12 protein-coding genes are annotated in these 13,892 nt (G+C 32.9%); all 12 read right to left on the bottom strand.

All coding sequences use genetic code 11. From position 1 onward, the window contains the following. Positions 1 to 7 precede the first annotated feature (7 nt). Positions 8 to 820, bottom strand: coding sequence for a carbon monoxide dehydrogenase/acetyl-CoA synthase methytransferase subunit (acsE, locus tag I4U89_RS11845; protein WP_166506006.1), 813 nt, complete (start codon positions 818 to 820; stop codon positions 8 to 10). A 126-nt stretch (positions 821 to 946) separates the two neighbouring features. Then, the gene (gene acsC / locus I4U89_RS11840; protein WP_166506007.1) at positions 947 to 2,323 is read right to left on the bottom strand and encodes an acetyl-CoA decarbonylase/synthase complex subunit gamma; all 1,377 of its coding nucleotides are present in this window, start codon (positions 2,321 to 2,323) and stop codon (positions 947 to 949) included. Positions 2,324 to 2,351: 28 nt separating this feature from the next. After that, on the bottom strand, positions 2,352 to 3,296 hold the full coding sequence (acsD, locus tag I4U89_RS11835; protein WP_092923591.1) for an acetyl-CoA decarbonylase/synthase complex subunit delta: 945 nt from the start codon (positions 3,294 to 3,296) through the stop codon (positions 2,352 to 2,354). Between the two features lie 19 nt (positions 3,297 to 3,315). After that, complete coding sequence (locus tag I4U89_RS11830) at positions 3,316 to 4,086, bottom strand: ATP-binding protein (protein WP_092923588.1); 771 nt, start codon at positions 4,084 to 4,086, stop codon at positions 3,316 to 3,318. 60 nt (positions 4,087 to 4,146) lie between these two features. Further along, positions 4,147 to 5,538, bottom strand: a complete 1,392-nt coding sequence (gene lpdA, locus I4U89_RS11825; protein WP_195940570.1) for a dihydrolipoyl dehydrogenase — start codon at positions 5,536 to 5,538, stop codon at positions 4,147 to 4,149. Positions 5,539 to 5,631: 93 nt separating this feature from the next. Continuing rightward, on the bottom strand, positions 5,632 to 6,513 hold the full coding sequence (locus I4U89_RS11820) for a methylenetetrahydrofolate reductase (protein WP_195940569.1): 882 nt from the start codon (positions 6,511 to 6,513) through the stop codon (positions 5,632 to 5,634). A gap of 32 nt (positions 6,514 to 6,545) precedes the next feature. Continuing rightward, positions 6,546 to 7,223, bottom strand: coding sequence for a methylenetetrahydrofolate reductase C-terminal domain-containing protein (locus I4U89_RS11815; protein WP_195940568.1), 678 nt, complete (start codon positions 7,221 to 7,223; stop codon positions 6,546 to 6,548). A 24-nt stretch (positions 7,224 to 7,247) separates the two neighbouring features. Beyond that, complete coding sequence (locus I4U89_RS11810) at positions 7,248 to 8,120, bottom strand: bifunctional 5,10-methylenetetrahydrofolate dehydrogenase/5,10-methenyltetrahydrofolate cyclohydrolase (RefSeq protein ID WP_195940567.1); 873 nt, start codon at positions 8,118 to 8,120, stop codon at positions 7,248 to 7,250. A gap of 67 nt (positions 8,121 to 8,187) precedes the next feature. Continuing rightward, positions 8,188 to 8,820, bottom strand: a complete 633-nt coding sequence (locus tag I4U89_RS11805; protein WP_195940566.1) for a cyclodeaminase/cyclohydrolase family protein — start codon at positions 8,818 to 8,820, stop codon at positions 8,188 to 8,190. Between the two features lie 87 nt (positions 8,821 to 8,907). Beyond that, positions 8,908 to 10,584, bottom strand: a complete 1,677-nt coding sequence (locus tag I4U89_RS11800; protein WP_195940565.1) for a formate--tetrahydrofolate ligase — start codon at positions 10,582 to 10,584, stop codon at positions 8,908 to 8,910. Positions 10,585 to 10,720: 136 nt separating this feature from the next. Beyond that, on the bottom strand, positions 10,721 to 11,500 hold the full coding sequence (locus tag I4U89_RS11795) for an ATP-binding protein (RefSeq protein WP_195940564.1): 780 nt from the start codon (positions 11,498 to 11,500) through the stop codon (positions 10,721 to 10,723). A 215-nt stretch (positions 11,501 to 11,715) separates the two neighbouring features. Further along, positions 11,716 to 13,638: an anaerobic carbon-monoxide dehydrogenase catalytic subunit gene (cooS, locus tag I4U89_RS11790; protein WP_195940563.1), complete on the bottom strand. Its 1,923-nt coding sequence runs from the start codon at positions 13,636 to 13,638 to the stop codon at positions 11,716 to 11,718. Positions 13,639 to 13,892 lie beyond the last annotated feature (254 nt).

The following is a 13,892-nucleotide window of genomic DNA, read 5'->3' as shown; positions in this document are numbered from 1 at the left end:
TTCTTTATTATGCATTAAATGCAAATCCACCTTCATTAAGCTCTAAATATGAGTCAGCATATAAAGAGGCATTTCTTATTATGTCACAAGATTTTACTGTTCTCATTATTTCTTCGTCACATGGGTTTACTATAGCTGAACTAAATCCATTTGCCATTGCCATTGCAAGCCAAGTACTATCAAGTATTGGTCTAACATGCTTTGGACAACCATTAGATACGTTAGATAATCCACCTGTAGTTAATAATCCCATTTCAGTCATCATTCTTATAGATTCTAAAACGTCCATTTGTTGATCTTGCATACCTTTTATAACTAAGCATAATGGGTCAAATAACATGTCTTCTGGCTCTAATCCAGCCATTAAACCTCTTTCTAACATTTCTTGACAGTAAGCCATACGCTCATCATTATCCTTTGGTATACCTTCTTTAGCACATAAAGCTATTACTTTAGCTTGGTATTCTCCTGCTAAGTCTATTAAATCTATTCTTCCACCTGCGTCTGCAGAGTTTATTATAGCTTTACCATTTATAGGATTGTAAACTTTAAGACCTGCTTCTATAGCTTTTCTATTAGCAGTATCTAATGCTAATGGAACATTGTTAAATTCTTTTTGAAGTAATTGAACTCCCCAAGTCATTAACTCTTCTCCATCTCTTTCAGCTGGCCCTATATTAAAATCTATATAGTGAGCTCCTGCTTCTAATTGCTCTTTAGCTCTTTTAAGTATTGGCTCTGGATTTCTTTCTTCTAATGCTTTTCTTATTACTGGTGATATACAGTGTATTCTTTCCCCTATTATCATGAACTTTTCCATAGTAATTATCCCCCTTAATTAGACTCTAAAAGTCTTTTTCGTTAAATTTTATACTAGCCAATTCACTATATACCTCTATTTGAGTATATGTAGTTCATTGACTAGCATATGTTATTGATTTTAATATTACGCGTTAGCTAAAGCTTCATCTTTCTTAGCTTTGTATTCTTTTAAGAACTTTGGTAATTCCATAGATTCTTCAGGTCCTATAACTACATTCCATCCTGGTAATGCCTCTTCTATATCTCCCTTAAGAACTGCAACCTTACCTGGTATTATTAAATCTCTATTATCAGTAATTTCTGCTACATTAGATTCTTTTATGAAGTTAGCTATAGAACTTCCACTAAACTTACCAGCAGACCAAGCTGTTAATACTGAGTACCCTCCAGCATCTGGGATAGCTAAATGTACAGGAACTTTAGATCTTTCTACATCTCCCGATACTATGAAATAAGTTAAAGCGAAGTCAACAGTAACTATTACTGGAGAATTCTTATCTGGATTATTTATTGGATAAACTTTTGTTTCAACTCTCATTGGTTTTTGTGGGTCAGTGAATATGTTTTGTCTTAGAGCAAATAATGGTAATGCTTTAGAATAGTCTATATCATCTATTACGATTATAGAACCGTATTTAACTGTGAATACAGATGATAAAGCAACTTCCATATTAGGATTTTCTTTAGCTAATTTATTTGCAAATACTATTGATGGGTATCCGAATGTTCTGTCTTGTTCTTTTAATGCTATTCTTCTAACTTGAACAGCATTTGTAAATGTATCTTTTATATTTTCTCCTGTTACATCTAATATTAATTCTCTATATCCTGCAGCTTGTATAGCTTCTACTGTAGAGTACAATTCCTCTAAACTAGATGCTTTAACACCTAAAGCTAACTTATCTCCTTTAACTACATCTATCATAGCTTGATAGTTGTCTTTAGTAGCTCCGTATACTACTGGTTTTTTATCTTTTAATATTTCAACAGCTTCTTTAGCAACTTCAGCATCTTCACATACTAATATGTAAGCTAAATCTAATCCGCTATCTTTAACTCTGTTAACTACCCTTAAGAATCCTTCTTTATTTTCAAAGTATTCTATTAGAGCCATTTCAACTCTCATTTCTTCACCTATTCTTACGTAGTCAACAGCTTTCATGTTAGCAAGTTTTGCATCTACTTGCTCATCAGTCATACATTCACAGAATGCTACTGCAAATCTATTTCTATTTACTAATGTTTTTTCATGTCTAAATAATACAGTTTCTGCTCCTAATTCATATTCAGAATTTCCAGCTCCAACTTTTACACCTCTCATTAATGGTGCAGTTGCTTCTGATAATTTTGCTAATGCCTCATCAGACATATGTGGACACTTTTCTACCTCTACTGCTCCTGATGCAACTTTCATACAGAAAGCCATACAAGTTGGAAATCCACAGTCCTTACAGTTTTTCTTTGGTGTTAATTTGAATATATCTAAAGCTTTTAATGCCATGATTTTTTCCCCCTAACCTTACAATTTATTAAGCTAATGCGCTAACTAATTCTTTTATAGTTTCTACTGACTCTGGATGACGAAGTATAACTGCATTTGATCCACCAACTAATGCACTTGCAGCAGTTGATATTTCCATTGCTATACCTCTTTTTTCTACACATCCCCAAGCTGGTTCATCTTCAACACTTGCTATAGATTCTTTAACATTCCAAGTTTCTTTTGAAACTGGAGTTATTATTGGCATTTGTAATGTTTTATCATTTTGACCAAATGCAGCAAGTCTGATTCTGTCCATAGTTGATGCAACATACTCATATCCATATCCTACAGCTGATGAACCTATGTTCATAACTATATTTTCAGATTTAACGCCTAATTGTCCTAATAATACGTTTAATTGTTTAGCTAGGTTTATATCAACTGAAGACTCAGCAGACACTTTATGACTATAAGCCATACTAGCCGCAGCCCCTACTGCCTTGTAGTTGTCTTCTGTAGCTGATAAGAATAAACAATTATGCCCATCTACTGCTTGCGCTACTTTTTCAAATAACTTAGCATCCTTTTCATGGTTTCCACATCCAGCTATAATTACTGGTACACTAACAGCCTCAACAACTTTTTTAGCTACCTCAGCACACTCTTCTGGAGTTTTATCTAATCCATTTGGATCTGCACTTTCAAGCTTTAAGCATATAAAGTCTGCTTTTGTATTTTCTTCTACATGCTTAGCCCACTTAACTGGACAATCACAAACATCTTTATACATTTCTTTAAAAGCATCGCTCCATCCTTCTGGATATATGTCAGTTATTTCTATTCCTATTTTTTGAGTATTTCCACCATTCCCATCGAAGTTATAAAATGGTAGAATATTCTCTCCACCTATTTTTATCGCTTTTTCTCCTGTCCCTATTTCTACTTCTGATATTTTACCAGAATACTTTTGAACAGACATCTTGAATGCCATAGTTTACTCCCCCTTAAGCCTATTTTAATTCTAATTTAGTTACTATATCATTTATAGCAACTTTAGCTTTTGATTCTTTTGGTAATTCTACTAAAGGTATACCATTAGAATCATATTCATATATCATTTCATCCATAGGTACTACACCTATAAGACTTAGATTATGCTTTTCAATTTCCTCTTTTATCCCATCATTTAATATTCCATTTGGAACTTTATTTACAATTAAATATATATCTGAAACACTTAGCTTTAATTCCCTAGCTAAATCTCTTATTCTAGCAACAGCTTGAACACTACGTCTAGAACAATCACTAACTAATAGCAATTTGTCTATGTGCTTAGTAGTTTTTCTACTTAAATGTTCCATTCCAGCTTCGTTATCTATAACTAAATATTCGTAAGAATCTGCTAGTTTGTCTGTTTGCTCTCTTAATATCCCATTAACATAACAATAACAACCTTCACCCTCAGATCTTCCCATTACTATTAAGTCATATCCTTCGCCTTCTGACATACAAGTATTTAATCTATATTGTAAATATTGAGCCTTAGTCATTCCTCCTGGAAAAGCATTACCTTGTTTTTCCCTTTGATTTACTTCTTCTCTTATAGACCCTATTGTATCTTCAACATCTATACCTAATACTTCATTTATGTTAGCATTAGCATCTGCATCTACAACTAATACTGGTCCTTTTTTATTACTTACTAAATTATTAATTAAAAGCCCTGTAAGACTAGTCTTACCAGTTCCACCTTTTCCTGCTACTGCTATGTTATATCCCATACCAAGATTTCCCCCTTTATTTGTCAAAACAGAGCTTTTCCCCTTTACTCTGTTTTTATCTTATGCTTTTGCTAATTTAGGAGCTGCATGAACACATTCTCCATGTACATCATGAAGAGCTTCCATTAACCCTTCTGATAATGTTGGATGTGCATGTATAACATCTCCTACTTGCTCTACTGTTAATCCTAAGTGTACTGCAAGAGATAATTCTGTTAATAGGTCTGTGGCATGAGGACCTACTATAGATGCTCCAACTATTTTGTCTTCTTTATCTGCAAGAACCTTTATAAATCCTTGGAAGTGACCCATAGCTTGAGCTTTACCTAATCCTCTAAATTCAAACTTACCAACATGATATTCTATACCTTGTTCTTCTAATTGTCTTTCTGTTTTCCCTACAGCAGCTAGTTCTGGCTCTGTATATACACATCTTGGAACCGCTGTATAATCAACAGTTTTAGATTTACCTAAAGCGTTTTCTACCGCTACTATACCCTCTTTAGAAGCAACGTGTGCTAAGAATGGTGTATCTATTAAATCACCTATTGCATATATGCCTTCTATGTTAGTTTGTAAATTTTCATCTACTACAATCTTACCTCTATTAAGTTCTATACCTATTTCCTCTATTCCAGAACCTTCAAGATTTGGTTTTCTACCTATTGCCATTAAAACATATTGTGTTTTTATCTCTTTTCCATTTGAAAGTGTAGATATAACCCCATCTTCTACAACTTCACATTTCTCTACTCCACTATCTGTTAACACTTTAATTTTATCCTTTTTAAACTGTCTCTGCAACTGTTTTGCTACATCTTTATCCTCAAAAGGTAATATTTGATCTCCTCTTTGAACTATAGTTACTTCAGTTCCTAAAGCTCTTAAAAATTGACCTATTTCACAACCTATAACTCCACCACCAACGATTAACATAGACTCTGGTAATTCTTCAAGTCCTAGTACTTCATCACTAGTTATAACTCTCTTTTTATCATACGGAAACATTGGTAAAACTACTGGAACAGAACCATTAGCTAATATTATTTTATCAGCCTTAACTATTTCAGAGCTTCCATCTTCCTTAGTAACTTCTATAGTATTTTTATCTACTAATTTTCCAAATCCATTAACTAAGTTAACTCCTCTTTTTTCAAATAAAAATTCTATGCCACCTATTAATTGATTTACTATTTTATCTTTTCTTCCCATTATAGCTTTGAAATCTGCATTGATTTCACCATCTATATTTATTCCATAATCTTTAGCTTCTTTTATATTCATTAACATAGAAGAAGATGCTAATAATGCTTTAGTTGGTATACACCCTACATTTAAGCAAGTTCCTCCAACTCTCTTTTTCTCTATTACCGTAACTTCAGCACCAAGCATAGCTGCTTTTATTGCAGCAACGTATCCGCCTGGCCCACCACCTATAACTGCTATTTTCATGTGTTTTCCCCCATTTATATCCGTTAATAAAATCTATTTATACTATGTTGCTTAAGTTAGAAAACTTAAGCAACATATTTATTTATCTATATATTATAATCCTGCAGCATCTAATATAGCTGGAACATTTTCTTCTGCTCCTATAGCCATTATGTGAACACCATCACATAAGTCTTCTTCTTTTAATTGTCTTATAAATTCTCCAGCCATCTTTATACCTTCTGATACCCAGTTCTCTTTTCCTGCAGCTCTTAATCTTTCTATTTGATCATCTGGAACAAATATACCAGGAACATTAGCTGTCATAAACTTAGCCATTCCTGGAGATTTTAAAGGTACTATACCAGCTAATACCTTACAATCCATATCTTTAGTTAACTTTCTAAACTCTCTCATATGTTCTATATCATATACAGCTTGAGTTTGGAAGAACTTAGCTCCAGCATTTATTTTCTTTTGCATTTTTAATAATTGTACTTCTATTGGAGCATACTCTGGAGTAACAGAAGCTCCTAAGAAAAATTCTGGTGATCCTTTTAATGCGTTACCAACTAAGTCAGTACCCTTCATTAAAGTTTCAGCAGTTTGAAGTATACCAACAGCATCTAAATCAAATACGCCTTTAGCTTGTGGGTGATCTCCAACTACTGTATGGTCTCCTGTTAAAGCTAACATATTGTTTATTCCAAATACACCAGCAGATAACATTTCTCCTTGTATTGCTATTCTATTTCTATCTCTACCAGTCATTTGTAATACTGGCTCTAATCCTACATCTTTTAATAATTTACATGTAGCAAGTGAAGTAGTTCTCATAACTGCAGATTGGAAGTCTGTTACGTTTGCAGCGTGAACTCTTCCTACTAATGGTTTTGCACACTCTATTAAGTGAGAAAGATCTGTACCTTTTGGTGGTGCCATTTCAGTTGTTACTGCAAACTTCCCACTTTCTAACGTTTCTCTTAATAAACTCATGAAAAAATCCCCCTTTTAACCTTTTAAACGATCTAAGCCTCAGCTGAAGCTTCTTCTTCTTTTTTCTTTAAGTTTAAGTGTCTTGGATTGTTTTGCTTTGAATAATCCTTCATTGGTCTCATCTCAACCATATTTTCTAATTGATCTAATTCCTTTAACTTTTCATATATCATTATCCAAGCACAATCATTTTCTGGGCTAACTTCACATTTTCCATTTTTAGCTCCACCACATGCACCATTTATTAATCCCTTAGCACATACAGTTACTGGACATATTCCTCCAGTCCATCCAAGTTCACATTCTCCACAAGCCTTGCAAGACTCTTCGAATTCTCCAACTCTCTTTGTTTCCCCGATAAACATAGTGTTGTTTGCTGGATATACTGGTAATTTCTTTATATTTTTAACTATAGTTTGAGTTCCATCTCCACAAGCCATAGATAAAACAGCATCAGCTTCTTTTAATTCTTCTTTTAATACTTTTAAATCCTTTTTAGATTTTAAAAGATTACATGCAGGTTCTAGTAAAGTGTATCCTAAAACAGTTTTTCCTTCGCCTTCTAAAGCTTCTTTCATTTTTAAAACTTCTTCTTCTCCACCACTTTTACAAGTAGCTGCACATTCATTACATCCAACTATAACAACTTTTTGAGCTTTCTTTAAGAATCCTAAAATTTCTTGCATTGATTTATTTTCAGAAACTATCATCTCTATTCCCCCTAAAAACTTATCTTATTTGTTGTTTTGTAACTTACAAGCTTTAACTACATGCTTAGCAAGTATAGATGTAGTTACAGAACCTACTCCTGCTGGAACTGGAGTTATCATAGATACTTTATCAAGTACTGCGTTAGTATCAACATCTCCGCATAAGTTTCCTTCTTCATCTACGTTTATACCAACATCTATAACAACTGCTCCTTCTTTAACAAAATCTTCTTTAACCATTCTTGCTCTACCAACAGCAGCAACTAATACATCAGCTTCAGAAGTTACTTTAGCTAAATCTTTAGTTCTTGAATGGCATATAGTAACTGTTGCATTTTCATTTAATAAAAGCATTGCAGCAGGCTTTCCAACAACCATTGATCTACCTAATACAGCTACTTTAGATCCGCTTAATTCAACACCATAGTGCTTTAATATTTCAACTACTGCAGTTGGTGTGCATGGAGGGAATCCAGTTTTATCTCCTTCCATAACTTTTGCAGAGTTTATTGGGCTGAAACTATCTACATCTTTTTCTGGAGATATTATATACTTTATAGCTTCTTCATCTAATTGCTTTGGAAGAGGTCTAAAGCATAATATACCATTAACATTACTGTCTTCATTTAACCCTTTTAATGTTTTTATGTATTCTTCTTGAGTTACATCTTCTGGTAATTCAACAACTTGAGTTTGTATTCCTATGCTTTCACATCTTTTTAATGCTCCTCTTTCGTAAGCTAAGTCACTTCCATTCGCTCCAACTCTTAATATAGCTAACTTAGGATTTATACCCTCTTTAACTAGTTCATTAACTTCTTTTATTAAGTTTTCACTTATTTGGTCAGCAACTGGCTTTCCTTTTATTATTTGTCCTTTTGTTATAGTTGTTTCCATGGATCCAATTCCCCCTATTAATTTATATTTATATACTTTATGTAATACTTTATTTCTAATCTATAATTTATTTGCCTAATGCTTTCTCAACTTTAGCGTAAACTTCATCACATATCTTTACGCCTTCTTCAACTAAAGTATCAACTTCATTTTTAACTTTAGCTACATATTCTTCGTCTTTTATTGAATTTATATTTATTACTACATTTAATTGACCACTAAGTATAGCAGCTCTTAAACATTGTACTCCAACACCTACATCACTTATTGCAAGTCTTGAACCTTTATCTACTAAATCTTCATGTAATTTTATTGCATCAAAACATACTCTTACTATATTTATTGGAACTTCACAAGCTACCTTTAAAGCTTTCTCCATTGTTTCTTCTTTTATCTTCTTTTCTTCCTCAGTTGATGTAGGAAGACCATAAGCTTTTGAAAGAGGTAAGAAGTTTTCTGCATCTTCATCTATCATGCTTAATAATTTTTTTTCTATATCTCCTGCTTTAGCTAATATTTCTTTTATGCTTTCTTCATATTCAGCATATTTTTTCTTACCTATTGTTAAGTTACAAACCATGCTACCTAAAGCCATTCCTATAGCTCCAACTAGACTAGCTGCTCCTCCTCCTCCAGGTACTGCTGATTTAGAAGCTAAAACTTCTACAAATTCAATACAAGTTTTTTCTGATATTTTCATTTTCTTCCCCCTTGAATCATCTAAGGTTTTTGTATGTAATCAGTAGGGTATGACTATAGTCATACTCTACTGTTTCATTCTTCTTTATTAGAATAATCCTGAGATTACTCCATTTTCATCAACATCTATTCTTTCAGCTGCTGGAACTTTTGGAAGTCCTGGCATCTTCATTATCTGTCCAGTTAAAGCAACTATAAATCCAGCACCTGCTGATACTGTTAATTGTCTAACTGTTATTCTAAATCCTGTTGGTCTTCCTAATTTAGTTTGATCATCAGTTAAAGAATATTGAGTTTTAGCCATACATATTGGCATTTTTCCGCATCCTATTTTCTCTAACTTTTCTAATTCTTTTTGAGCCTGTGGAGTAAAGTCTACACCATCAGCTCCATATATCTTAGTAGCTATAGCATTTATTTTTTCTGCTATTGATAAGTCATCTTCATAGCAGAACTCAAATTCATTTGGCTCACTAGTTAATCTTATAACTTCTTTAGCTAACTCAATTCCACCTTCTCCACCTTTTGCCCATACTTGAGATAATGCAACGTTAACACCTAGTTCTTGGCATTTAGCTCTTACTAAGTTAACTTCTGCTTCTGTATCAGTTGGGAATTCATTTATAGCAACTACTGCTGGTAATTTAAACACTTGAGTTATATTTTCAACATGTTTTAATAAGTTTGGAATTCCTCTTTCTAAGGCTTCTAAGTTTTCATTATTTAATTGGTCTTTTGGCACTCCACCGTTATATTTTAATGCTCTTACTGTAGCAACTATTATAACAGCATCTGGCTTTAAGTTAGCCATTCTACATTTTATATCTAAGAATTTTTCAGCACCTAGGTCAGCACCAAATCCTCCCTCTGTTACTACATAATCAGCAAAATGCATAGCCATTCTTGTAGCTATAACAGAGTTACAACCATGAGCTATGTTAGCAAATGGCCCACCATGTACAAATGCAGGCGTTCCTTCTAATGTTTGAACTAAGTTTGGCTTTAGTGCATCTTTTAATAATGCAGCCATGGCTCCATTAGCCTTTAATTGCTCAGCAGTTACAGGTTCTCCATTAAAGTTGTATCCAACTATTATTCTTCCTAATCTAGCTTTTAAATCAACTATATCACTTGCTAAACAGAAAGCAGCCATTACTTCTGAAGCAACTGTTATATCAAATCCATCTTCTCTAGCTACACCATCACCTCTTGATCCTAAACCATCAACAACATTTCTTAGTTGTCTATCGTTCATATCAACACATCTTCTCCAAGTTATACTTCTAGAGTCTATTCCTAATTCATTTCCTTGGTGAATATGATTGTCAAGCATAGCAGCTAATAAGTTATTTGCAGCTCCTATTGCATGGAAATCTCCTGTAAAGTGTAAGTTTATATCTTCCATAGGAACAACTTGTGCGTATCCTCCACCAGCTGCTCCACCTTTAACACCAAATACAGGTCCTAAAGAAGGTTCTCTTAATGCAACTAATACATTTTCTCCTAATTTAGCTAATCCATCAGCTACACCTATAGTTGTAGTAGTTTTTCCTTCTCCTGCTGGAGTTGGGTTTATAGCTGTAGTTAATATTAACTTAGCTTTTTTTCCACCATTATCTCTTTTTAATAAGTTGTAATCTACTTTAGCTTTGTATTTACCATATAGTTCTATATCATCTTCTGATAAATTTAATTTTTTAGCTATCTCTCTTATATCTTGTGGCTTAGCTTCTTGAGCTATTTCTATATCTGATTTAAATCCCATTACTCAATCTCCTCCTACAAATTTAATAATTTTATATTTCACTATGTATGTATACCACAAAGTTAGTAGTTTTAAATACATATAGTGTTTAACATAATTATTATGACACTTAAAAGCTAGATTTTTGACATTTCAGTTATATATTTTGCAATTTAACTAGATGGTTTTTAATTGCTTTTATCTGATTTTTAGTCTCTTCACTTGTGTCATATGGAGATTTGTTTGATCTATCTGCATCTATAACATCTTGGTTATAGTATATAAATCCTAATGGTTCCCCATCCTCTAGGTTAGAGATTATGAATTCCTCGTCTTCTTTATTTCTAATTTTATTTCCTACGACAAATACTTTTTTAACTCCTATATCTTGTCCTAGCTTTTTTACTTTTCTATAAGTCTGAAGACTTCTTTCTCCTGGTTCAACAACTACTATAAATGCATCTACACTTTCAGCTGTTCCTCTTCCTAAATGTTCAATACCTGCCTCCATATCCATAACAACTACATCTTTATTTTGTAAGATTAAATGTGAACATAGTCTTTTTAGTAGTACATGTTCTGGACAAACACATCCACTACCACCAGAATCCACTGTCCCTAATGTAAGCAGTCTTACTCCATTATGTTCTTTACATAAATTTTCTGGTATGTCATCCACCTTAGGATTCATTTTAAACATTTTTCCAAATGATCCTACTGATGCAGCAGTTCTATCTGAAACAAGTTTTTTCATTTCTGAGATTGGAACTATTGACTCATAGACTTCTTTTGGAAATCCTAGTGCTAAAGCTAAGTTTGCATCTGGATCAGCATCAACTGCTAGTACTCTATATCCATCTTCTGCAAACATTCTAGATAGCATTGAAGAAAAAGTTGTTTTACCTACTCCGCCCTTACCTGTTATTGCTATTTTCATATTATACCACCTTTTGTCATTAGTTACTTTATTTTTTAATGTTTATTTCTATTTTTCTTTATTTAAATCTGGTCAATCCCTTTATATATCTATATTTATTTAAATTTAATTATTTTTAATCTTTTATTTATATTAAACGATAAGTAGATATTTGTTATACGTATATCCACTTATCGTTTTTAGACTAATAAATAATTATTACTTATTTTGCATTATTAAGCTTCAACAGTAGCTTCTTCATTCATTTTTTCTTCTACTAACTTTTCAAAATGAACACGTTTCTTTTCTATATCTTGTATTATCATTTGAGCTAATTCTTCAGGATTTTCATTTACCTTGAATGTAGCTCCCACTGAATCTTGTAATGTTTGAGTCAATATCTCAACAGTTTTATCAGAACCAGCAACTGGAGGCATAATTCCTAAGTATGTATCTATTCCTGATGCTACAACATAAGTACCTATAGCAACAGCTTTTTCTGACATCCATTCTGGAGCAACACCTGCTACTGGAATATCACACATATCCATATCTAAGAACTTAGCAACTTCTGACACTACAGATAATATACGGCTACAGTCAACACAAGAACCTAAGTGTATTACTGGAGGTATATCAACTAACTCACAAACTGTTGCAAGTCCCTTACTAGCCATACTTCTAGCTTCTTTAGTTAATAGTCCAAATTTACCAGCAGCTGAAGCACCACAACCTGTAGTAACTACAAGTATATCGTTTTTAATTAATTCTTTCATTATAGTAACATGAGCTTTATTTGAAGTACTTCTTGCATTGTTACATCCAACAACACCAACTACCCCTCTTAATACTCCTGATTTTAAGCAGTCTACTAATGGTTTAACAGTTCCTGCTTGATCTATTTGAGAGTTTACAACTCTATCTAATTGACCTATTATTGCTTGTTCACTGAATCCTACAGTTGTTGAAGATTTTAACTGTGGTATTTCAACTTTTTCTTTATCTCTATTTTTGAAGTTTAATATAGCTTCTCTTACTATTCTCTTGGCATCGTCAAGAGCTGTTTCTTCTGTGAATTCTATATAAGTTGATCCTGCTATTTTTGCCTTTGGAGATGTTGTTATGAATTTAGTGTGATAACATTCTGCGACTTTTGCTAATGCAGGGAATATACATTGAACGTCAACTATCATTGCTTCTACAGCACCTGTTACGATAGCTAATTCTTGTTGGTGGAAGTCTCCTGCAGTTCTTACACCATGTCTCATTGTAACCTCATTACCAGTACAACACATACCAGCTAAGTTTATCCCATCTGCTCCCATTTCTTTAGCTAGCGCTACTAATTCTGGATCTTCAGATGCTAAAACTATCATCTCTGATAACGATGGCTCATGTCCATGTAATATTATATTTACTTTATTATCTTCTAATACTCCTAGATTTGCTTCTGATTGTCTAACTGTTGGTGTTCCGAATAGTATATCACTGAATATAGTTCCTATCATTGATCCACCCCATCCATCTGCTAATGAAGTTCTCATTGATAAGTTTATTAAACTATCTATATCAGCTGTACATCCCATATGAGTTGAGTGCATTATTGTAGCTATTTCTCTATCTATAGCTCTTGGTTCTATTGCGTATCTTTTCCATATTTCTTGTCTTTGCTTTGGAGCACGACTTAAGAAGTTTAATACTCCATGTGGTTTACCAAACTCCATTAAAGCTATATCTGCCACTTCATGAGCTATGTCATATATATCTCTATCCTCAGTCTCTACTCCCCATTCCTTAGCTAAATTAATTAATTTAACTTCATCTTTTATAGTATAGTTTCCATCTCTATTAGATAAAGATAATGTATGAGCTATGCCCCTTGCATGATCAGAGTGAGCTGCAGTCCCCGCTGCAACCATTCTAGCGAAGTTTCTACCTACTATTACATGCTCATCAGCTCCACATAATCCAAGTGGAGTTTTAGGAGTTATTCTACAAGGTCCAGCTGCACATATTCTACAACAAGTTCCTTGAAGACCAAATCCACATTGAGCCTTCATAGAAAGTTTTCTATCATACATAGTTTCTACACCATCTTTTGCAGCCTTATCTAACATAACTTGACTGTTCAAATCGATAGTCATCATTTTTTTATCCATATTCCTATCCCCTTTTTCCTTGATTTTTAATCCTAGAGGTGATAAAAAATTATGTCCATTGTAAGCCTAAAGTTATTGATTCCCTAATTTGATTATATACTAAATTTTGTTAATTTGGTATTTTTTTAAATATTTTTTTAACAAAATTAGCTTGCCAAATATAAGTTGTTTTTTATATAAAATATACTTCTTACATAAAGTTTTATGTAAGAAGTATATTTTATATTTTTCCCATATCATCAATTAAAAATATA

Origin of the sequence: Romboutsia sp. 1001713B170131_170501_G6 (assembly GCF_015668195.1) — a bacterium.
GTDB lineage: Bacteria > Bacillota > Clostridia > Peptostreptococcales > Peptostreptococcaceae > Romboutsia_C.
This window is presented reverse-complemented; position numbering and strand designations above follow the sequence as displayed.